Source organism: Burkholderia sp. A2, from assembly GCF_001729305.1.
In the GTDB taxonomy this organism is placed as follows: domain Bacteria; phylum Pseudomonadota; class Gammaproteobacteria; order Burkholderiales; family Burkholderiaceae; genus Burkholderia; species Burkholderia sola.
In genome coordinates, this window is record NZ_LZXX01000046.1 from 61,159 (window position 1) to 81,850 (window position 20,692).

Below are 20,692 nucleotides of genomic sequence, written 5' to 3' on the forward strand. Positions count from 1 at the left end.
CGTTCACCGGCTCCGTTTGCGCACGGCGGCAAACGCGCCGGCGAGCAGCGCGACGGCCGCGCCGAACGCGAGCGCGCGCGACGCGCCGAGCCCGGCCTCGGCACCCGTGCGGCGCGCTTCGTCGGTGAACGCGCCGCGCGTCGCGTGCCGGCCCGGCACGGGGGCCCACAGATTCGACACGCGCGGGCCGGCCGGCGCCGCGCGCTGCTGGCCGCGCACGGCGGTGCGCGCGAGATAGCGATCGAAGCAGCCGGGCGCGAGGCCGTTCGCGACGATCGCCGCGAGCGACGACCAACCGACCCAGCGCTCGCGGCACGGATGCCGGACGGCGTGCACGATCGCATCGGCCGCCACTTCCGGCGCATAGACCGGCGCGACCGGACGCGGTGCGTGCGGCAGCACCGATTCGGCCCAGTCGAACTGCGGCGTGTCGATCGCGGGCAGTTGCACCATCGTCACGCGCACGCGGCTGCGCGCATGCAGCAGCTCGCAGCGCAGCGCGTCGGTGAAGCCGCGGATCGCGTGTTTCGCGCCGCAGTACGGCGTCTGTAGCGGAATCGACCGGTACGCGAGCGCCGAGCCGACCTGCACGATCGTGCCGCGGTTGCGCGGGACCATTCGCGCGAGCGCGGCCCGCGTGCCGTACACGTAACCGAGGTAGGTGACGGCCGTTACGCGCGCATAGTCTTCCGGCGAGATTTCGTCGAACGGCGCGAACACGGTGACCATCGCGTTGTTGACCCACACGTCGAGCGGCCCGAGTTCGTGTTCGATCCGCTCGGCCGCCGCGTCGAGCGCGGCCGCGTCGCTGACGTCGACGGCGATCGGCAGCGCCCGGACGCCATACGCGCGCACCTCGCTCGCGGTGTCGTCCAGCGCGCGAGGATCGCGAGCGAGCAGCGCGACGTTCGCGCCGAGCCGCGCAAACGCGTGGGCGCTCGCGCGGCCGACGCCGGCGCTCGCGCCGGTGATCGCGACGGTCTTCACGGTCGGTTCCTCCCATTTTGCGATGAGGGCGGCACGCCGCGGCGTGCCGGAACACGATCGGCGCAGCAAACGGTATGCCGTCGTCCAGGCGGGCCGCATCGCTGCGGCAATGGTCGTGAACGGCCGCCCAATTTACAAGCCGGCTGTAACGCAACGGCCGTTGCGCGCGCAGTTTCGCCCCCTCCAGGCTGCCCAGGAGCGAGCCCGGCGCGCACGAAACTTGCTCGGCCGCGAACGGTTGTCGTCGCCGCCGAACGCGGCAAGGAGTCGCGTTGCTCGTCCCGTCGTCCAGGAAAACGTGTCGTATCGCATGCATCGCGCCGTTCGCTTGGGCGGTCGGGCCGATGGTCGCGCGCGCGGCCACCGAGCGTGCCGCCCCCGGCGATCCGGCCGCGCCGCTACCGCTCGCGTACGTGATCCACGCGGCGGGCCCCGCCGCGCAGCCGGTCTTCGTGCTCGGGTGGGCATTGCTCGCGCTGTGCACGTTCGTCTGCGTCGCGATCGCGGTGCTGCTGCTGATCGCGCTGTTTCGCCGTCGCGCGCACGCGGGCGGCGGCTACGGCAGCGGGCTGACGATCGTGACCGTCGGCACCGCGATCTCGATCCTGCTGCTGTTCGGCGCGCTCGTGTACATGCTGCGCGTGCTGGGCGCGATCGCGGCGCCGCCGCGTCCGCCCGCACTGACGATCACCGTGACCGCGCAAGACTGGTGGTGGGCCGTTCGTTATCCGGACGAGGCAGGCGGCCCGGGCTTCGTCACGGCGAACGAGATCCATATTCCGGTGGGCGAGCCGGTCGCGATCGAGCTGAAGAGCGCCGACGTGATCCATGCGTTCTGGGTGCCGCAACTCGCCGGCAAGACGCAGACGATTCCCGGCCAGACGAACCGCCAATGGCTGCAGGCCGACCGGCCCGGCGTCTACCGCGGCCAATGCTCGCAATACTGCGGCGCGCAGCATGCGCACATGGCGTTCGAAGTCGTCGCCGAGCCGCCCGACGCGTTTCGTGCGTGGCTCGCCGCGCAGCGGCAACCGGCCCCAGCACCCGCGGCGGGCGCCGGCGCCGAGCGCCGCGGCCAGCGCGTGTTCGCCGCGCGCTGCGCGGGCTGCCACGCGGTGCGCGGCACCGACGCGACGGGCGATGCCGGCCCCGATCTCACGCACGTCGGCACGCGCCGGCTGCTCGCGGCCGGCACGCTCGACAACACGCCCGACAACCTGCGCCGCTGGATCGCGCATGCGCAGCAAATCAAACCGCAATCGCTGATGCCGTCGATCGCGCTCGCGCCGCGCGACGCCGACGATCTCGCCGCGTATCTCGCGACGCTGCACTGAACCGAGGATGCCGATGGCCATTGCCCGCGACACGCCCGCCCCGCTCAGCCGCGTACCCGATCTCGGCGAAGCGCCGCCCGGCTCCCCGCACGAACGCGCGCTGGCCGAGCTGTGGGAATCGGAACCCGGCTGGCGCGGCTGGCTCGGCACCGTCGATCACAAGCGCATCGGGCTGCGCTACATCGTCACCGCGTTCGCGTTCCTGCTGCTCGGCGGCGTCGAGGCGCTCGTGATGCGCATCCAGCTCGCGCGGCCGAACGCGACGCTGCTCACGCCCGCGCAATACGATTCGCTGTTCACGATGCACGGCGTCACGATGATCTTCCTGTACGCGCTACCCGTGCTGTCCGGCTTCGCGAACTATCTGTGGCCGCTGATGCTCGGCTCGCGCGACATGGCTTTCCCGCGGCTGAACGCGTTCTCGTACTGGTCGTTCCTGTTCGCCGGGCTGTTCCTGTACGCGAGCTTTCCGCTCGGCGCGGTGCCGGACGGCGGCTGGTTCAATTACGTGCCGCTCACGTCGCTCGACTACAGCGCCGGCGCGAACATCGACATCTACGCGCTCGGGATGATCCTGCTCGGCATCTCGACGACCGGCGGCGCCGCGAACTTCGTCGTCACGCTGCTGCGGATGCGCGCGCACGGCATGTCGATCGATCGCGTGCCGATCATCGTGTGGGGCACGCTGACCGCGTCAGTCGCCAACCTGGTCGCGGTGCCGTCGGTGAGCCTCGCGTTCCTGCTGCTGTGGCTCGACCGCAATGCCGGCACGCATTTCTTCGACGTCGCGCACGGCGGCCGTCCGCTGTTGTGGCAGCACCTGTTCTGGATGTTCGCGCATCCGTGGGTCTACGTGGTCGTGCTGCCGGCGATGGGGATCGTGTCGGACGCGCTGCCGACCTTCTGCCGGCGTCCGCTCGTCGCATACGAGGCCGTCGCCGTGTCGACGGTGGCGACGATGCTGATCGGCTTCGAGGTGTGGGTCCACCATATGTTCGCGACGGGCATCGCGCCGCTCGCGCTCGCGTTCTTCGGCGCCGCGAGCATGCTGATTTCGATTCCGAGCGCGGTCGCGGTGTTCGCGTGGATCGCGACGATCTGGACCGGCCGCCCCGTGTTCCGCACGCCGTTCCTGTATTTCGCTGGCTTCGTGCTGATGTTCGTGATCGGCGGCGTGTCCGGCGTGATGACCGCGGCCGTGCCGCTCGACTGGCAGCTCACCGATACGTACTTCGTCGTCGCGCACCTGCACTACGTGCTGCTCGGCATCAACGTGTTTCCGGTGCTCGGCGGCGTCGCGTACTGGTTCCCGAAATTCACCGGGCGGATGATGAACGAACGGTTCGGCCGCTGGACCTTCTGGGTCGTGCTGATCGGCTTCAACCTCGGCTTCTTCCCGATGCATATTTCCGGGCTGCTCGGGATGCCGCGCCGCATCTATACCTATCCATCGGGAATGGGTTGGGACACGTCGAACCTGCTGACGACGATCGGCTCGTTCGTGTTCGGGATCGGCATCGCGATGTTCGTCGTCAACGCGCTGGTGAGCGCGCGGCGCGGCGTGCGCGCCAGCGAGAATCCGTGGGGCGCGGCCGGCCTCGAGTGGTCGGTCGCGTCGCCGACGCCCGTGTACAACTTCGCGGTGCTGCCGCTCGTCGCGTCGCGGCATCCGCTGTGGGAAACGCGCGACGATCCGGCGCGCACCAGCCTGCGAGTCGGCTACCGGCTCGCGGACGGGCGCGAGGCGCTCGCGGTCACGCCGCTCGCCGCCGCGCCGAGCGCGATCCTGAAGATGCCCGAAGACAGTTGCGTGCCGTTCGTGCTCGCGCTGCTCGCGACCGCCGTGTTCGCGGCGATGCTCGCGCGCTCGCCGACGCTCGTCTGCGTGGCCGTCGCCGGTTGCGCGATCGCCACCGCCGCGTGGCTGTGGCCGCGCCGCGAACTCGGACAACGCGTGCGCCTGCCGGCCCGCGCCGACACGCAGGCGCCCGCCGCGGCCGCCGGGCTTCATCCGGACGAACCGCCGTCCGCGACGGCGCCGGCAGCCGCGCCGGCCGCGTGCATCGAGCCGCTGCCGGTCGGCAGTTGCGGCGAACGTGCAGGCGGCTGGTGGGGCGTGCTCACGCTGATCGTGACCGAGGCCGGGCTGTTCGGCTACCTGCTGTTCTGCTACTTCTACCTGCAGTCGCAGTGGTCCGCGCCGTGGCCGCCCGAAGGAATGCCGAAGATCGGGCTCGCGGCCGTCAACACGGTCGTGTTGCTGTCGAGCAGCGTGTTCGTATGGCTCGCCGAGCGGGCGGTGCGGGCCGGCCGGCAGGCGCGCGCGGTCGCGCTGCTCGTCGTCGCGCTGGCGCTCGGCACCGCGTTCGCGCTGGTTCAGCTGCACGAATGGCGCGATCACCCGTACGGCCCGACCGCGCATCTGTACGGCAGCCTCTACTTCACGATCACCGGGTTCCACCTCGCGCACGTCGTGGCCGGTCTCGCGATCCTCGCACTGCTCGCCGCGTGGACGGCCGCCGGGTTCTTCGGCCGCGAGCGACGCGTCGCGCTGACGGTCGGCGGGCTCTACTGGCACTTCGTCGACATCGTGTGGCTGTTCATCTTCACTGCGCTGTACGTATCGCCGTTCTGGCTGAGGAGCACCGGATGAACGACGCCCGACGCGCGTGGACGCCGCTGCTCGCGATCGCGGCCGGCCTCGTCGGCGCGCCCGCGCTGTGGTTCGCGCAGATGCTGGTGTCGGAGACGCTCGCGTCCACGGCGTGCTATCCGCTCGGTGTCGCGCAGGCCGCGCCGCGCTGGGCGCACGTCGGCGCGTGGCTCGCGCTGATCGCCGCGGGCGCGTTCGCGCTGGCCGCGGCCTGCGCGACCTGGCTCGCACGCGTGTGGCGGCGCCGGCACGATGCCGATGCGCGTGCCGTGACGCGCGACGGCAGTACGCGCTTTCTCGCGCGCTGCGGCATGCTCGCGGCGCTCGGTTTCGTGATCGGTCTGGTGTTTACGGGGATCGTCACCGCTTTCGTGGGGCCTTGCAGTCCATGGCGCTGATCCCGTTCGCTTCGTTCCCGTTCCGCGTTCCGGGCCGCCGCGCGGGAGGCGCGTTCGCGGTATGCGTCGCGCTCTGCGCGTGCGACGGGCGGCAGGACGACAACGCGGCCGCGGGCAGCGGCACGGCCGGCGCCGCGTCGGCGGCTGAAGCGCCCGAGCCCGCGTCGGGCTGGCGGTTCGTGCGGATTCGCGCGTCGGCGGCCGATGCCGGCGCGTCGATGTCCGCGCGCGTGCAGAACGACCGTCGGCTGTCACGCGACCGGGATGCATCGGTGGCGGATGCGACATCGTCCGCGGCATCCACCCCGCCGCCCGACGCCGCTTCCGCTTCGACCGCCCGCCGCCCGGTCATCGCGGCGGCGGCCGCGAGCGCCGACGCCGCGACGATCGCGCGCGGCCGCTATCTCGCGCTCGCCGGCGATTGCGCCGCGTGCCACGACGCGGCCGACCATACGCCGTACGCGGGCGGGCAGCCGGTGAATTCGCCGTTCGGGCCGATCTATGCGCCGAACATCACACCGGACCCGACGCACGGCATAGGCAACTACACGCTACGGCAATTCGACGATGCCATGCGGCGCGGCGTGCGCGCGGACGGCAGCCGGCTGTATCCGGCAATGCCGTACCCGTCGTTCGCGCACCTGAGCGACGACGACGTGCGCGCGCTGTATGCGTATTTCATGCGCGGCGTCGCGCCGTCCGCGAATGCGGCGAAACTCACGCAACTGCCGTTTCCGTTCAACCAGCGCTGGGCGCTCGGGCTGTGGAGCCTCGTGTTCGCGAACCGCGACCGGTTCACGCCGCAGCCGTCGCAATCGGCGGAATGGAATCGCGGCGCGTATCTCGTGCAGGGGCTCGGCCATTGCGGCGCATGCCATACGCCACGCGGCCCGGCCTACAACGAACGCGGCTACGACGAGCGCAGCCCCGCGTTCCTGACCGGCGGCATCAACGACCACTGGTTCGCGCCGAACCTGACCGGCGCAGCGCCGGACGGCCTCGGCCGCTGGTCGGCCGACGACATCGCCGCGTTCCTGCGCAGCGGCCATGCGGCGCGCGGCGCGGTATTCGGCGCGATGGCGCCGGTCGTCGGCGAAAGCACGGCGCTGCTGACGGATGCCGATCGCCACGCGATCGCCGTGTACCTGAAATCGTTGCCCGCGCAACCGACTGCCGCAACGAATCCGCTCGGTGTCGGTGTCCCGCGGCTGACCGTTGCCGGCCCGCGTCCGGAAGGCGGCCAGCAGGCGCCGGGGGCCGGCGTGTATGCGGGGTTCTGTGCACGCTGCCATGGCGCCGACGGTAAAGGCGTACCTGATCACGGGCCGGCGCTCGCGGGCAGTTCGATCGTCGCGGCGGCCGATCCGACGAGCACGATCCGGATCGTGGTCGAAGGTGTGCAGCCCACGCCCGGCAAACCGGGGCCGGTGCAGCGGATGCCGGCGATGCGCGGCGCGCTGACGAGCGGCGAGATCGCGGCGGTGGTCAGCTACGTGCGCGGTGCGTGGGGGAATCGGGCGGCGCCTGTGTCGGAGCAGGATGTGCGGCGGTTGCGGGGGGCGATCAAGCGGTAGCCGCGTGTCGCGCGGGGGCACCGCGCGATGCCGGCGGGATCCATACGGGCGGGCCCGGCGCGAAAGTTTCAGCCGGGCCTGACGACATCACCCGTGGGCCGCCGCACGTGCGGGCGAACGCGTGCGCGACGTCGGCTCCGGTGCGGGTGCCGCTTCGGTGGCCTGCGTGGACGGCGCAACGGTCGGATGCAATCCCAACGCGGCGACGACCTTCATGATCGTTGCAGTTTCGACGCCACCGCTACCGGCTCGCAACAGCCTGCGCTTCCGGCGCCTGCCACCCGCCGCCGAGCGCCTTGAACGCGGCGACCGCCGCGCGCGCCGCTTCCGTTCGCGCCTGCACGCGTTCGTCCGATGCGCGCAGCAGGCTTTCGTCGGCCTGCAACACTTCGATCAGGCTGACCACCCCTTTCTGGTAAGCCGCAAACGATGCGGTCCGCGCGCGGCCGAGCGAATTCACGCCGTCGCCGAGAATGGCCGCCTGCTCGTCACGCTTGACGAGCGCCGAGAACGCATTTTCGACGTCCTCGGTCGCGTGCAGTGCCGCGAGCCGATACGCGGCCAGCATTTCGGCATCCTGCCCTTTCGCTTGCGCGATCTGTGCATTGATCCGGCCGAAGTCGAACAGGCGCCAGCGCAGGCCGAGCACGCCCGCCGCTTGGTTCGCGCCGCCGGCAAACAGGTTGCCCGCGCCCATCGTCGTCGCGCTGCCGAGCAGTCCGCCCAGCGAGAACTTCGGGTAATACTCGGCGATGGCCACGCCGATGCGCGCGTTCGACGCCGCCACGCGCCGCTCGGCGACAATCAGGTCGGGCCGGCGCCGCAGCAGTTCGCCGGGCGTGCCCGTGGCCGCGATCCGCGGCGCGACCGGTACGTCGCCGCCGGCAAGCAATGCCGCGCGATGCGTGCCGGGCTGCGCGCCGAGCATCACGTCGAGCGCATTCATCGCCGCGTCCAGCGCCGCTTCGAGCACCGGCACCGTCGCGCGAACCTGGGCAAGCGCGCCTTCGGCCTGCCTCACCTGAAGCTCCGCCGCGAGACCCTTCCCGTAGAGCAGGTTGAGCGTCGACAGCAGATCCTGCTCGGTCCGCACCTGGCGCCGCGCGACGTCGAGGCGGCCCTGCAACCCGCGAATCGTGATGTAGGTATCCGCGGTTTGCGCGGCGACGGCGAGCCGCGTCGCGACCGCCGCCGCTTCGGATGCCTGATAGTCGGCGAGCGCCGCTTCGCGGCCGCGGCGTAATCCGCCGAATACGTCCAGCTCCCAGCTTGCGTTGAGATCGGCCTCGTAGTCGTTGCCATGACGGTCGAAACCGGGCGTCGCATTCAACACCTGCCCCAACGGCGTTTCGACCGACTGATAGACGCGCGCGGCCTGGCCGCTCACATTGCCGGACGGCAGCAGCGCCGCATTCGCCGCACCGAGCCCCGCGTGCGCCTGCGCGACGCGCGCCGCGGCCTGCGCAAGATCGAGGTTCTGGGCGAGCGCCAGCGTGATGTATCGCGTCAGTTGCGGATCGCCGAAGCCCGTCCACCATGTCGCGAGATCGGCGTCGGCCGCCGCGTGGCGCTGGCCCACGGCGCGCTGCCCGTGGAACTGCTCCGGCATCGCCACGTCCGGCCGCACATAGTCGGGACCGACGGCGCATCCCGCCGACAAGATGGCGGCGAGCGCCGCGGCAACGATGGGTTTGGGTAGCATGTGGGCGTTAGCAAGAATCCGGTGGTGACTATAATACCAAATAGTCACTCGTTGCACATTCCTGTCCGTCGCAGCCCATGAAAAAAATCGACTCTTCCCCGGCGCCCGCACGCGGCCCGGCCGACCACGACGTCCGCGACCAGATCGTGGCCGCCGCCACCGAGCACTTCAGCCGGTACGGCTACGAAAAGACGACCGTGTCGGACCTCGCGAAGGCGATCGGCTTCTCGAAGGCCTATATCTACAAGTTCTTCGAGTCGAAACAGGCGATCGGCGAGATGATTTGCGCGAACTGCCTGCGCGAGATCGAAACGGACGTGCGCGCGGCCGTGGCCGCGGCCGAACTACCCACCGAAAAGCTGCGGCGGATGTTCAAGGTCTTTACCGAAGCGAGCCTGCGGCTGTTCTTCCGCGACCGCAAGCTGTACGACATCGCGGCATCGGCCGCGACCGGGAACTGGCAGTCGGTGCAGGCCTACGAGGCGCGCGTGCAGAAACTGCTGCAGGACGTCCTCCAGGAAGGCCGGCAAAACGGCGAGTTCGAGCGCAAGACCCCGCTGGACGAAACCGCCACGGCGATCTACCTCGTGATGCGGCCGTACCTGAACCCGCTGCTGCTGCAGTACAACCTCGACACGACCGACGCCGCGCCCGCCCAACTGTCCAGCCTTGTCCTCCGAAGCCTCGCGCCGTGATGCGTCACCGTTTGTGACTATTGACTATATTAGTCACTAGATACACAATGAAAGCCCCGCTCACTTCGTCACTGGGTCTTTCATGGTTCGGCGTCGCCTCGCTTTCCTCGCAGTCGCTTCCGCACTGCCCGTCGCGCTAGCCGCCTGCAGCGGAAAAGCGCCGTCCGACCCGCGCACGGAGGCGCCTCTCGTGCGCACCGCCGTCGTGCAGGCGGCCGCTCCCGCGTCCCGCTCGTTCACTGGAACCGTCGCCGCGCGCGTGCAGAGCGATCTCGGCTTCCGCGTAGCCGGCAAGGTGCTGGAGCGGCTCGTCGATACCGGGCAAACCGTGCGGCGCGGCCAGCCGCTGATGCGACTCGACCCGGTCGACCTGAAGCTCGCGGCGCGCGCCCGCGACGAGGCGGTCGCCGCCGCACGGGCCCGCGCGCGGCAGACCGCCGAGGACGAAGCCCGCTACCGCGACCTGCGCGGCACCGGCGCGATATCGGCATCCGCGTACGACCAGGCCAAGGCGGCGGCCGATGCCGCGAAAGCGCAACTGAGCGCCGCCGAGGCCGACGCCGACGTCGCGCGCAATGCGACCGGCTATGCGCAACTCGTCGCGGACGGCGACGGCGTGGTGATGGAAACGCTCGCGGAACCGGGCCAGGTCGTCGGCGCGGGACAACCGGTGGTGCGGCTCGCGCACGCCGGCAGCCGCGAGGCCGTGATCCAGTTGCCCGAAACCCTGCGCCCGGCGATCGGGTCGGCGGCACAGGCCGGACTGTTCGGCAAGCCGGACGTCGGCGTCCCCGCGACGCTGCGCCAGCTTTCCGATACCGCGGACGCGAGAACGCGTACTTTCGAAGCGCGCTACGTGCTGCAGGGCGTGCTGGCCAATGCACCGCTGGGCGCGACCGTCACGATCCGCATCGCGGACGACGCGCGCACGGCTTCGCCGCGCGGCATGCAGGTGCCGATCGGCGCGCTGCTGGACGCGGGCAACGGGCCCGGCGTGTGGGTCGTCGCCGGCGAACCGGCCAAGGTGACGTGGCGGCCGGTCAAGGTCGAGCATCTCGACGACGACAGCGCACGCGTGTCCGGCGACGGCACGCTCAAACCGGGCGAGCGCGTCGTCGCGCTCGGCGCCCCGCTGCTGCACGAAGGCGAAGCGGTCCGCGTCGCCGCGCAGGCCGCGACGATCGCGAGCGAAGGAGCACGGCCGTGAGCGAACGCCGCTTCAACCTGTCCGCGCTAGCCGTGCGTGAGCGCGCGATCACGCTGTTCCTGATCTGCCTGATTTCGCTGGCTGGCCTCGTGTCGTTCTTCAAGCTGGGCCGCGCGGAAGACCCCGCGTTCACGATCAAGGTGATGACCATCATCACCGCATGGCCGGGCGCCACCGCGCAGGAAATGCACGACCAGGTCGCCGAAAAGATCGAAAAGCGCATGCAGGAGCTGCGCTGGTACGACCGCACCGAAACCTATACGCGCCCGGGCCTCGCGATCACGACGCTGACGCTGCTCGACAGCACGCCGCCGTCGGAAGTGCAGGAACAGTTCTACCAGGCACGGAAAAAGATCGGCGACGAGGCGACCACCCTTCCTGCCGGCGTGATCGGCCCGATGGTCAACGACGAATACGCGGACGTCACGTTCGCGCTGTTTGCGCTGAAGGCCAGGGGCGAACCGCAGCGCCTGCTGGTGCGCGACGCCGAAGCGTTGCGCCAGCGGCTGCTGCACGTGGCGGGCGTGAAGAAGGTCGACATCATCGGCGAGCAGGCCGAGCGTATCTACGTGCAGTTGTCGCACGACCGGCTCGCGACGCTCGGCGTGAGCCCGCAGGACGTGTTCGCCGCACTCAACGGCCAGAACGTGCTGACGGCGGCCGGCTCCGTCGAGACGCGCGGGCCGGAGATCTTCATTCGCGTGGACGGCGCGTTCGACAAGCTGCAGAAGATCCGCGACACGCCGATCGTCTCGCAGGGCCGCACGCTGAAGCTGTCGGACATCGCGACCGTCGAGCGCGGCTACGAAGATCCGTCGACGTTCTTGATCCGCAACAACGGCGAACCCGCGCTGATGCTGGGCATCGTGATGCGCGACGGCTGGAACGGGCTCGACCTCGGCCGCGCGCTGGACCGCGAAGTCGGCGCGATCAATGCGGAGCTGCCTCTCGGCATGAGCGTGACCAAGGTCACCGACCAATCCGTGAACATCAGCTCGGCCGTCGACGAGTTCATGGTCAAGTTCTTCGCCGCGCTGCTCGTCGTCATGCTGGTGAGCTTCGTCAGCATGGGCTGGCGCGTGGGGCTCGTCGTCGCCGCGGCCGTCCCGCTGACGCTGGCCGTGGTGTTCGTCGTGATGGCCGCCACCGGCAAGAACTTCGACCGCATCACGCTGGGTTCGCTGATTCTCGCGCTCGGGCTGCTCGTCGACGACGCGATCATCGCGATCGAAATGATGGTCGTGAAGATGGAGGAAGGCTACGGGCGCGTGGCCGCTTCGGCCTACGCGTGGAGCCATACGGCCGCGCCGATGCTGGCCGGCACGCTCGTGACCGCGGTCGGCTTCATGCCGAACGGCTTCGCGCGCTCCACGGCCGGCGAATACACGAGCAACATGTTCTGGATCGTCGGGATCGCGCTGATCGCGTCGTGGGTCGTGGCGGTGGCGTTCACGCCGTACCTCGGCGTGAAGATGCTGCCCGAGTTCAGGAAGATCGAAGGCGGCCACGACGCGATCTACGACACGCCCCGCTACAACCGCTTCCGCCAGATGCTGACGCGCGTGATCGCGCGCAAATGGCTGGTCGCGGGGTCCGTCGTCGGCCTGTTTGCACTCGCCATTCTCGGCATGGCGGTCGTGAAGAAACAGTTCTTCCCGATTTCCGATCGCCCCGAGGTGCTCGTCGAGGTACAGATGCCGTACGGCACGTCGATTTCGCAAACGAGCGCCGCCGCGTCGAAAGTCGAAGCATGGCTCGCGAAGCAGAAGGAAGCGCGAATCGTCACCGCGTACGTCGGCCAGGGCGCGCCGCGCTTCTATCTGGCGATGGGACCGGAGTTGCCCGATCCGTCGTTCGCGAAGATCGTCGTGCGCACCGATAGCCAGGACGAACGCGACGCGTTGAAGGCACGGCTACGCCGCGCCGTCGCCGACGGCCTCGCGCCGGAAGCGCGCGTGCGCGTCACGCAACTCGTGTTCGGCCCGTATTCGCCGTTCCCGGTCGCGTACCGGATCACGGGCCCCGATCCGGACACGCTGCGCGGCATCGCGTCCGCAGTCGGGCACGTGATGAACGGCAGCCCGATGATGCGCACGGTCAATGCCGACTGGGGCACGCGCGCGCCGACGCTGCATTTCACGTTGCAGCAGGATCGCCTGCAGGCGGTCGGGCTGACGTCCAGCGCGGTCGCGCAGCAGTTGCAGTTCCTGCTGACCGGCGTGCCGGTCACCGCGGTGCGCGAGGATATCCGGACCGTGCAGGTCGTCGCGCGTTCGGGCGGCGATGCGCGGCTCGACCCGGCGCGGCTCGACGACTTCACGCTCGCCGGCGCGAACGGGCAGCGCATTCCGCTGTCGCAGGTCGGCAAGGTCGACGTGCGGATGGAGGAGCCGATCATGCGCTGGCGCGATCGCGTGCCGACGATCACGGTGCGCGGCGATATCGCCGACGGTTTGCAGCCGCCGGACGTATCGGCCGCGATCACGAAGCAGCTACAGTCGATCGTCGCGCGGTTGCCGAGCGGCTACAAGATCGAAGAAGCAGGCTCCATCGAGGAATCGGGCAAGGCGACCACGGCGATGCTGCCGCTGTTCCCGATCATGCTCGCGATCACGCTGGTCATCATCATCTTCCAGGTGCGCTCGATCTCGGCGATGGTGATGGTATTCATGACGAGCCCGCTCGGGCTGATCGGCGTGGTGCCGACGCTGATCCTGTTCCGGCAGCCGTTCGGCATCAATGCGCTGGTCGGGCTCATTGCGCTGTCGGGGATCCTGATGCGCAACACGCTGATCCTGATCGGGCAGATCCATCAGAACGAACAGGCCGGGCTCGATCCGTTCCATGCAGTCGTCGAGGCGACCGTGCAGCGCGCGCGGCCGGTGATCCTCACCGCGATGGCGGCTGTGCTCGCGTTCATTCCGCTCACGCATTCGGTGTTCTGGGGCACGCTCGCGTACACGCTGATCGGCGGCACGTTCGCCGGCACGATCCTCACGCTGGTATTCCTCCCCGCGATGTACGCGATCTGGTTCAGGATCGGGCCCGGCCGTGCCGCCGGCTCGCATCGCGGCCTGCAACCGGCATCGCCGGGCGAGATCGCGCTTCAGCCCGCGCTCGACGCGCGCGATTGATCCGTCCGCCATTCATCGTGTCGAAGGAAACCGTCATGGCGAATTCAGCCGTTGTCGTCGTGCCCGGCGTGTCGTCAAGGCGTCGGGCGCGCGGCCCTGTCGGCGGCAGCCGGATTCCCGCGCAACGATAGCCGTCGATCATCGCCGCAGCATCGCCACCGCCTTGATTTCGACGATGTACCCCGGCCCGCCGCCGAGCATGTGGGCACCGACGGCCGTCCACGCCGGCCGCGGATGCGCATGAAAATAGCGGTCGCGCACCTGCATGAACAACGGCAGGTCGCGCATGTCGGTGTGAAAGGTCGTGAGGTCGACCACGTCGTCAAGCGTCGCACCGCCCGCCTCCAGCACGCGCTTCAGGTTCTCGAACGCCTGCACGATCTGTGCTTCGCGATCCTCGACCAGTTGCATCGCCGCGTCGCGGCCGATCTGCCCGGATACGTAAAGCGTATCGCCGACCCTCAATCCCGGCGCATAGCCGATCTTCTCGTACACCGCTTCCATTCCCATCGGAACGACGGCTTTGCGTTCATGCATGATTGTCTCCGTGGCCGGTGGCGTCGCACCGGTCGTCTGGTTGTCGATGAAGGCGGTCGATGAATCAAGGCAACCGGTACGCCGCTCAACCCGTATCCCCACCCGCGACCGGCAACACCGTGCCGGTGATATAGCTCGCCTCGTCCGACGCGAGGAACAGGATCGGCGCGATCTGTTCGTCGAGGCTGCCGTAGCGCTTGAAGTACGTCGATTCGGTCACCTGCCTCACGGCCTCGGCCATCCACGCCTGTTCCCGCCCGGTATCGCCGGCCGCATTGCGCGGCACGCGGCGCGGCGGCGCGCTGGTGCCGCCCGGCGCGGTGGCGACGACGCGGATGTTGTGTTCCGCATACTCCATCGCGAGCGCCGACGTCAGCGCGTTCACGCCGCCCTTCGCGGCCGAGTACGGCACGCGGCGGATGCCGCGCGTCGCATTCGACGAGATGTTGACGATCGTGCCACCGCCGCGCGCAATCAGGTGCGGCAGCACGGCGTGACACGCATAGAGCGTCGGCATCAGCGAACGGCGGATCTCCGCGTCGATCTGCGCCGGTTCGAACTCGGCGAACGGCCGCATCCGAATCGCGCCGCCGACGCCGTTGATCAGGATGTCGATGCCGCCGAACGTCTGCGCCGCGCACGCGATCGCCGCATGCGCGCCTTCATAGGTTTCGAGATCGGCAACGAAGCATGCCGCCTCGCCACCGGTCGCTTCGGCCGCGACGTCGGCGACGAAATCCGCGCGATCGACGAACAGCACCTTGCCGCCCTCGGCCGCCGCGCGCAGCGCGACACCACGGCCGATGCCCTGCGCCGCGCCCGTGACGACGACGACCTTGCCGGAGAATCGTTGCATGGTCATGCCGCCTTTGCCGTGACGTTGGGGGTGAACTTCTCGTAGTGGAAGCTGTTCGGCTTCACGCCTGCGTCGTCGAAGTACTGACGCACCGCATCGACCATCGGCGGCGGGCCGCACAGATACACGTCGACGTCGCCGTCGTTCAGCGCGTCGGCCGGGATATGCTGCGTGACCCAGCCCTTGCGCGGATGGCTCGATGCGGCATCCGCGACGACCGTCGCGAAGCTGAAGTTCGGCAGCTTCGCCGCCAGCGCTTCGATCGCGTCGACCAGCACGAGATCGAGATCGCGCGTGACGCCGTAGATCAGGTGCACCTTCTGCCGCGAACCGCTGCGCGCGAGCACGTCGAGCATCGACAGGAACGGCGCGAGGCCCGTGCCGCCGGCGAGGAACAGCAGCGGCCGCTGCACGTCGCGCAGATAGAAGCTGCCGAGCGGACCGTGCAGTTCGAGCGCGTCGCCGGGCTGCGCGGATGCGAGCCACGTGCTCATCACGCCGCCGGGAATCTTCTTGATCAGGAAGCTCACCTTCGCGTCGCCCGGCGCGGACGAGAACGAATACGAGCGATGCTGGCCGCTCGCGGGCACGTCGATGTTCACGTACTGGCCCGGCAGGAACGCCGGCGCGCTCGCGCCGACGTCGAGTTCGAGCACGACGGCCGCATCGTTGTGCGGCTCGACCTTCGTGACCGTGGCGGCAAAGCTGCTCTGCCCCGTCTTGCACGCGACCGACGACGTCGGCACCGCGATCACGCAATCGCTATGCGGCACCATCTGGCACGTCAGCACGAGGCCGCCGTCCTTTTCGTCCTCGGTGAGCGCGTCGTCGATGTAATCGTCGCCGAGATCGTAGCGGCCGCTTTCCGCGCGGCACTTGCACGTGCCGCACACGCCGTCGGAGCAATCCATCGGCAGGTTGATCTTCGCGCGGAAGGCCGCGTCGAGCACCTTCTCGCCGGCCTTGCAGTCGATGAAGCGGGTCACCCCGTCCTCGAAATTCAATGCAATCTTGTAGCTGGACATCGCGTCACCTCCACTTCCTTTCATGGCAAACCAACGGCGTCAGACGTGATACACGTCGAGCACCTGCCGGATGTAGTCGTTCTTCAGCACGATCTTCTTGCGTGAAATCAGCAGCGCGTCGCCCGCACGGCGCAACGTGACGAACATCGTGCCGAAGAAGTGATCGGTCACGCGGTAACGGTGGTTCAGCGTGTGGAAGTTGTAGCGCACGTCGACCTCGTCGTCGCGTTCGGCCAGCACCTCGACGTTCGTCACGTTGTGGCTGGTGCGCGGCTCCGGCGTCGATGCGCCGCTGCGCTCGGTCTTGATCCGGAACACGCGATCCTCGAGGCCGCCGCGGTCCGCGTAATACATCAGCGAGATCTGGCGCTGCGGATCGTCGGTCGGCCGATCGTCGTCGTCCCACGCTGGCATCCAGTACGTGACGTCCTCCGTGTAGCAGGTCAGCCACGCGTCCCACTCGCGATCGTCGAGCAGGCGCGCCTCGCGATACAGCGCCGCGCAAATCGTCCGGTAATCGAAGCTCATGCCGCCACCTCCCCGCGCTCCTTCTTCAGCGCATCGCGCATCACGTGCACCCAGTGTTCGTGCTGACACACGAACAGCCCTTCGTCCTCGCTGCGCTCGCCTGAAATGCGCGGGTTCAGCCCCATCTTTTTCGCGTTCTCGTCCGGCCCGTCGATCCACAGCGGCGCGCCGCGCGACAAGTCGTTCCACATCGCCGTGATGCCCGCATAGCCGGCCTGGCACGCACGAAACTCCTCGAGATCGTCGGCCGTGCCCATGCCGGTCACGTTGAAGAAATCCTCGTACTGGCGGATGCGCGTCGTGCGATCGGCTTCGCTCTCGCCCTTCGGCGCGAAGCAGAAGATCGTGACCTCGGTTTTGTCGACGCCTAGCGGCCGCACCACGCGGATCTGCGTGCTGAACTGGTCCATCAGGAACACGTTCGGGTACACGCACAGGTTGCGCGTCTGGTTCACGATGAAATCGGCCTGCACGTCGCCGACGCGCGCACGGATCTCGTCGCGGTGCTGGTACACGGGCCGCACTTCCGGGTTCATCGTCTTGGTCCACAGCAGGATGTGGCCGTGGTCGAAGCCGTACACGCCCGCGACCGACTTGCTCCAGCTGTTCGCATCGACCGCCTTGGTGCCGTCCTCCTTGCGGCGGCTCATCGTCGCCGCATAGTTCCAGTGCACGGTGCTGACGTGGTAGCCGTCGCAGCCGTTTTCCATCTGCATCTTCCAGTTTCCCTCGTAGATGTAGGACGAGTTGCCGCGCAGCACTTCGAGCCCGTTCGGCGCCTGGTCGACGATCTGGTCGATGATCACGCGCGCTTCGCCGAGGTAGTCCTCGAGTGGCAGCACGTCGGCGTTGAGGCTACCGAACAGGAAGCCGCGATAGTTCGCGAAGCGCGCGACCTTCTTCAGGTCGTGCGAGCCGTGCGTGTTGAACTGCACCGGGTACTCGGTCGTCTTCTCGTCCTTCACCTTCAGCAGCTTGCCGGTGTTCGAGAAGGTCCAGCCGTGGAACGGGCACGTGAAGCTGCCCTTGTTGCCGTGCTTGCGGCGGCACAGCATCGCCCCCTTGTGCGCACATGCATTGATGACCGCATGCAGCTCGCCGGTCTTGTCGCGCGTGATGACGATCGGCTGGCGGCCGATCCACGTCGTGTAGTAATCGTTGTTGTCGGGAATCTGGCTTTCGTGCGCGAGGTACACCCAGTTGCCCTCGAAGATGTGCTTCATCTCGAGTTCGTACAGCTCCGCGTTTGTGAAGATGTCGCGGCGGCAGCGGAAGATGCCGGCCTCCTTGTCATCCTGCACGGCGGTGTCGAGCAGGTGATCCAGTTCGTTCGCAGGGTCGATCGTGACGGACATGATGGCTCCTCCCATGCGCGTGCCGCGTCCTGCAAGCACGCTCGCATCGGTATCGGTTGAATCTCGGGGGACCGGCCGGCAGCGGCGGCGCACGCGCGCCGCCGTGCCGCCGGCGGTCATGCGGCGGCGGACGCGCGCAGGCGGTCGACGATCTGGTTGTCCTTGCCCTGAACGCGCGGCGTCAGCACGAAGTCGAACGCGATGTCCTGGTACGCGTCCGCTTTCATGCCGAGTGCCGTGCCGCCGGTCTTTTCGGTCACGGGCGGAATCAGCTCCTCGCGCGTCGCATATGCGAAGTCGTCCCAGATCAGCGGATCGCCGTCGATGTTGAACTGCGTCGTCAGCTTGCGGTGGTCGGGGCTGTCGACGAAGAAGTGCACGTGCGCCGGGCGGTTGCCGTGGCGGCCGAGACGGTTCAGCAGTTGCTGCGTCGCGCCCTGCGGCGGGCAGCCATAGCCGACCGGCATCAGCGTGCGGAATTCGTATTGGCCGTCGGCGCCCGTCTTCACCGCGCCGCGCAGGTTGAAGTCGCTCTGCTTGCCGGTCGGATCGAAGTGCGAATAGAAGCCGTGCGAATTCGCATGCCAGCATTCGACCAGCGCGCCGGCCACCGGCTTGCCGTCGAGATCCTTCACCGTGCCGTGGATCACGAGCGGGCCCGCGCCGTCGTCCGCGTCGAGATCGATCTTTGCGACGCCGTCGCGCACCGGAGCGCCCGCCACGTACAGCGGCCCCTCGATCGTGCGCGGCGTGCCGCCGTCGAGGCCGATCGCCTTGTCCTCGGCATCCATCCGGATGTCGAGATACTTCTCGAGACCGAGGCCGGCCGCGAGCAGCGCCGCTTCGCCATCCTGACCAAGTTTGTTCAGGTAGTTCACGCCGGCCCACACTTCATCGGGCGTGATGTCGAGATCGTCGATCGCCTTGAACAGATCGCCGAGCAGGCGCAGCACGATCTGCTGCGTGCGTGCGTCGCCTTTCGTGCCATTTCCGTCGCTCCCGCCCGCGTTCGATGCGGCCTTCAGCAGGTCCTGCACTTCCTTGGTTTCGAATACCTTGACGCTCATGATGGTGTCTCCACGTGTATTAGGGGAATAGTGACCCGGCGTGCTCGCTGTCCGAGAAGCGGCAACTCCGTGGTTCAAACGTCGTCGTCGCGGATCGACGACGGATGGCGACACAACGGCGTCACCGAAATCTTCATGTACGGGAACAGCGGCAGGCCGGTCAGGATCTCGTGCAGCTCGGCGTTGCCGGAGACGTCGAACACGCTGTAGTTCGCGTATTCGCCGGCGATGCGCCAGATGTGGCGCCACTTGCCGCTGCGCTGCAACGCCTGCGAGTACGCCTTCTCGCGGGTCTTGATTTCGTCGGCCACGCCGGCCGGCATGTCGGCCGGGAGGTTGACGTCCATGCGTACGTGGAAAAGCATCGTGATGTCCTGATACGTCATCGCGTTAGCGCGGGTTAGCGGGAGACTTTCGTCAGCCCGTCGCGGGTGAAGCGCGCGACCTTCGCTTCGTCGAGTTCGATGCCGAGGCCCGGGCCGGTCGGCACGGTCAGTTCGAAATCGCTGTAGTCGAGCGGGGTCGTGAGAATTTCTTCGGTGATCAGTAGCGGCCCGAACAATTCCGTTCCCCACTGCAGGTTCGCGAAGCTCGCGAACAGATGTGCGGACGCGACCGTGCTGACCGCGCCTTCGAGCATCGTGCCGCCGTACAGCTCGATGCCGGCCGCATCCGCGATCGCCGCGACGCGTTGCGCGGCGAAGAGGCCGCCGCTCTGCTCGATCTTGATCGCGAACACGTCCGCGCCGTGCTGCTTCGCGATCTCGAACGCGCTGTCCGGCCCCTGCAGGATTTCATCGGCCATCAGCGCAACCGGGAAGCGGCGCATCAGACGCGCGAGCGCCGCGGCCGATGCCACCGGCTGCTCGACCAGCTCGCAGCCGGCATCGGCGAGCGCCGGAATCGCGCGCGCGGCCTGCGTTTCGCTCCATGCCATGTTCACGTCGACCCGCACCGATGCGCGCTCGCCCACTGCCCGCTTGATCTCGGCCACGTGCTGGAGGTCCGCGTCGAGCGCCTTCGCGCCGATCTTCAGCTTGAACACGTTGTGACGGCGCTCATCGAGCATCCGTTCCGCTTCGGCTATATCGGTGGCCGTGTTTCCCGATGCGAGCGTCCAGGCAACCGGCAGGCGATCGCGGCGGCGGCCGCCGAGCAGTTCGCTGATCGGCACGCCGAGCCGCTTGCCGTGCGCGTCGAGCAACGCGGTTTCGAGCGCGCTCTTCGCGAAGTGATTGACCTTCGCGAGCTTGCCGAGGAAGGCCATCAGCGTCTGGACGCGGGTCGCGTCGCGACCGATGAGCGCCGGCGCGAGGTAGGCGTCGATCGCGAGCTTCATCGCTTCGGGGCTTTCCGGGCCGTAGGCCATCCCGGCGATCGTCGTGCCTTCGCCGACGCCGGTCACGCCGTCGCTGCACAGCACTTTCACCAGCATCAGCGTCTGGCCTTGCATCGTGGCGACCGACAGCTTGTGCGGACGGATCGTCGGCAGGTCGATGAGGCGGGTTTCAATACGTTCGACGGTGACTTGGGACATGGGGCACGCTGCGTGGGGAGTTCATGGGACGGATTTATACGCGGCCGGGATTTGGAGCGTCCAATACTTTTGGACGGGCTTTTTGATACCTGACGGGTATTGA

At 68.5% G+C, this 20,692-nt stretch carries 17 protein-coding genes; 7 read left to right on the top strand and 10 right to left on the bottom strand.

Annotated features, from left to right (window positions below; all coding sequences use genetic code 11):
* Window positions 1-3 precede the first annotated feature (3 nt).
* Window positions 4-987 carry an SDR family oxidoreductase gene (locus A9Z05_RS03900; protein ID WP_069617016.1) on the bottom strand — a complete coding sequence of 328 codons (984 nt, stop codon included), beginning with the start codon at window positions 985-987 and terminating at the stop codon, window positions 4-6.
* A 272-nt stretch (window positions 988-1,259) separates the two neighbouring features.
* On the opposite strand from A9Z05_RS03900, the gene coxB reads away from it, so the two are divergent.
* From coxB to A9Z05_RS03920, 4 genes are read left to right on the top strand one after another with little or no spacing between them, the layout of a single operon-like run.
* A complete protein-coding gene (coxB, locus tag A9Z05_RS03905) occupies window positions 1,260-2,321 on the top strand; it encodes a cytochrome c oxidase subunit II (protein ID WP_069616948.1) in 1,062 nt (353 codons plus the stop codon).
* Window positions 2,322-2,334: 13 nt separating this feature from the next.
* Complete coding sequence (gene ctaD, locus A9Z05_RS03910) at window positions 2,335-4,974, top strand: cytochrome c oxidase subunit I (protein WP_069616949.1); 2,640 nt, start codon at window positions 2,335-2,337, stop codon at window positions 4,972-4,974.
* The gene (locus tag A9Z05_RS03915) at window positions 4,971-5,372 is read left to right on the top strand and encodes a cytochrome C oxidase subunit I (RefSeq protein WP_069616950.1); all 402 of its coding nucleotides are present in this window, start codon (window positions 4,971-4,973) and stop codon (window positions 5,370-5,372) included. The genes ctaD and A9Z05_RS03915 overlap by 4 nt, the downstream gene beginning before the upstream one ends.
* Complete coding sequence (locus A9Z05_RS03920) at window positions 5,363-6,946, top strand: cytochrome c (RefSeq protein WP_069616951.1); 1,584 nt, start codon at window positions 5,363-5,365, stop codon at window positions 6,944-6,946. Before A9Z05_RS03915 ends, A9Z05_RS03920 begins: the two co-directional genes overlap by 10 nt.
* A gap of 241 nt (window positions 6,947-7,187) precedes the next feature.
* On the opposite strand, the gene A9Z05_RS03925 is transcribed toward A9Z05_RS03920, so the two are convergent.
* Window positions 7,188-8,648, bottom strand: a complete 1,461-nt coding sequence (locus A9Z05_RS03925) for an efflux transporter outer membrane subunit (RefSeq protein ID WP_069616952.1) — start codon at window positions 8,646-8,648, stop codon at window positions 7,188-7,190.
* 77 nt (window positions 8,649-8,725) lie between these two features.
* Here A9Z05_RS03925 and A9Z05_RS03930 point away from each other — a divergent pair, with 77 nt between their 5' ends.
* The 3 genes from A9Z05_RS03930 (at window position 8,726) to A9Z05_RS03940 (ending at window position 13,684) form a co-directional block, all read left to right on the top strand.
* Window positions 8,726-9,343: a TetR/AcrR family transcriptional regulator gene (locus A9Z05_RS03930; RefSeq protein ID WP_069616953.1), complete on the top strand. Its 618-nt coding sequence runs from the start codon at window positions 8,726-8,728 to the stop codon at window positions 9,341-9,343.
* Between the two features lie 82 nt (window positions 9,344-9,425).
* Entirely contained in the window at window positions 9,426-10,550 is a 1,125-nt protein-coding gene (locus tag A9Z05_RS03935) for an efflux RND transporter periplasmic adaptor subunit (RefSeq protein WP_069616954.1), read from the top strand.
* On the top strand, window positions 10,547-13,684 hold the full coding sequence (locus A9Z05_RS03940; RefSeq protein ID WP_069616955.1) for an efflux RND transporter permease subunit: 3,138 nt from the start codon (window positions 10,547-10,549) through the stop codon (window positions 13,682-13,684). Before A9Z05_RS03935 ends, A9Z05_RS03940 begins: the two co-directional genes overlap by 4 nt.
* 138 nt (window positions 13,685-13,822) lie before the next feature.
* Here A9Z05_RS03940 and A9Z05_RS03945 read toward each other — a convergent pair whose 3' ends face one another.
* From A9Z05_RS03945 to A9Z05_RS03980, 8 genes are all read right to left on the bottom strand, one after another.
* Complete coding sequence (locus A9Z05_RS03945) at window positions 13,823-14,221, bottom strand: RidA family protein (protein WP_069616956.1); 399 nt, start codon at window positions 14,219-14,221, stop codon at window positions 13,823-13,825.
* Window positions 14,222-14,306: 85 nt separating this feature from the next.
* The gene (gene benD, locus A9Z05_RS03950) at window positions 14,307-15,083 is read right to left on the bottom strand and encodes a benzoate diol dehydrogenase BenD (RefSeq protein ID WP_069616957.1); all 777 of its coding nucleotides are present in this window, start codon (window positions 15,081-15,083) and stop codon (window positions 14,307-14,309) included.
* Window positions 15,080-16,102: a benzoate 1,2-dioxygenase electron transfer component BenC gene (gene benC, locus A9Z05_RS03955; RefSeq protein WP_069616958.1), complete on the bottom strand. Its 1,023-nt coding sequence runs from the start codon at window positions 16,100-16,102 to the stop codon at window positions 15,080-15,082. The genes benD and benC overlap by 4 nt, the downstream gene beginning before the upstream one ends.
* 39 nt (window positions 16,103-16,141) lie before the next feature.
* On the bottom strand, window positions 16,142-16,630 hold the full coding sequence (gene benB / locus A9Z05_RS03960) for a benzoate 1,2-dioxygenase small subunit (protein ID WP_069616959.1): 489 nt from the start codon (window positions 16,628-16,630) through the stop codon (window positions 16,142-16,144).
* A complete protein-coding gene (locus tag A9Z05_RS03965) occupies window positions 16,627-17,985 on the bottom strand; it encodes a Rieske 2Fe-2S domain-containing protein (RefSeq protein ID WP_069616960.1) in 1,359 nt (452 codons plus the stop codon). The genes benB and A9Z05_RS03965 overlap by 4 nt, the downstream gene beginning before the upstream one ends.
* A 116-nt stretch (window positions 17,986-18,101) precedes the next feature.
* Window positions 18,102-19,052, bottom strand: coding sequence for a catechol 1,2-dioxygenase (gene catA / locus A9Z05_RS03970; RefSeq protein ID WP_069616961.1), 951 nt, complete (start codon window positions 19,050-19,052; stop codon window positions 18,102-18,104).
* A 74-nt stretch (window positions 19,053-19,126) separates the two neighbouring features.
* Window positions 19,127-19,417 carry a muconolactone Delta-isomerase gene (gene catC, locus A9Z05_RS03975; RefSeq protein ID WP_069617017.1) on the bottom strand — a complete coding sequence of 97 codons (291 nt, stop codon included), beginning with the start codon at window positions 19,415-19,417 and terminating at the stop codon, window positions 19,127-19,129.
* A gap of 35 nt (window positions 19,418-19,452) precedes the next feature.
* Window positions 19,453-20,589 (bottom strand): muconate/chloromuconate family cycloisomerase, encoded by a 1,137-nt coding sequence (locus A9Z05_RS03980; RefSeq protein WP_069616962.1) that lies wholly within the window; start codon window positions 20,587-20,589, stop codon window positions 19,453-19,455.
* Window positions 20,590-20,692 lie beyond the last annotated feature (103 nt).

Excerpts from the sequence above, each read along its gene's own strand:
- A9Z05_RS03920 (WP_069616951.1), top strand. The coding sequence starts at position 5,363 with ATGGCGCTGATCCCGTTCGCTTCGTTCCCGTTCCGCGTTCCGGGCCGC.
- A9Z05_RS03925 (WP_069616952.1), bottom strand. The coding sequence starts at position 8,648 with ATGCTACCCAAACCCATCGTTGCCGCGGCGCTCGCCGCCATCTTGTCG.
- benB (WP_069616959.1), bottom strand. The coding sequence starts at position 16,630 with ATGAGCTTCGATTACCGGACGATTTGCGCGGCGCTGTATCGCGAGGCG.
- catC (WP_069617017.1), bottom strand. The coding sequence starts at position 19,417 with ATGCTTTTCCACGTACGCATGGACGTCAACCTCCCGGCCGACATGCCG.
- catA (WP_069616961.1), bottom strand. The coding sequence starts at position 19,052 with ATGAGCGTCAAGGTATTCGAAACCAAGGAAGTGCAGGACCTGCTGAAG.
- A9Z05_RS03935 (WP_069616954.1), top strand. The coding sequence starts at position 9,426 with ATGGTTCGGCGTCGCCTCGCTTTCCTCGCAGTCGCTTCCGCACTGCCC.
- A9Z05_RS03965 (WP_069616960.1), bottom strand. The coding sequence starts at position 17,985 with ATGTCCGTCACGATCGACCCTGCGAACGAACTGGATCACCTGCTCGAC.
- A9Z05_RS03945 (WP_069616956.1), bottom strand. The coding sequence starts at position 14,221 with ATGCATGAACGCAAAGCCGTCGTTCCGATGGGAATGGAAGCGGTGTAC.
- A9Z05_RS03930 (WP_069616953.1), top strand. The coding sequence starts at position 8,726 with ATGAAAAAAATCGACTCTTCCCCGGCGCCCGCACGCGGCCCGGCCGAC.
- A9Z05_RS03980 (WP_069616962.1), bottom strand. The coding sequence starts at position 20,589 with ATGTCCCAAGTCACCGTCGAACGTATTGAAACCCGCCTCATCGACCTG.
- ctaD (WP_069616949.1), top strand. The coding sequence starts at position 2,335 with ATGGCCATTGCCCGCGACACGCCCGCCCCGCTCAGCCGCGTACCCGAT.
- benC (WP_069616958.1), bottom strand. The coding sequence starts at position 16,102 with ATGTCCAGCTACAAGATTGCATTGAATTTCGAGGACGGGGTGACCCGC.
- A9Z05_RS03915 (WP_069616950.1), top strand. The coding sequence starts at position 4,971 with ATGAACGACGCCCGACGCGCGTGGACGCCGCTGCTCGCGATCGCGGCC.
- benD (WP_069616957.1), bottom strand. The coding sequence starts at position 15,083 with ATGACCATGCAACGATTCTCCGGCAAGGTCGTCGTCGTCACGGGCGCG.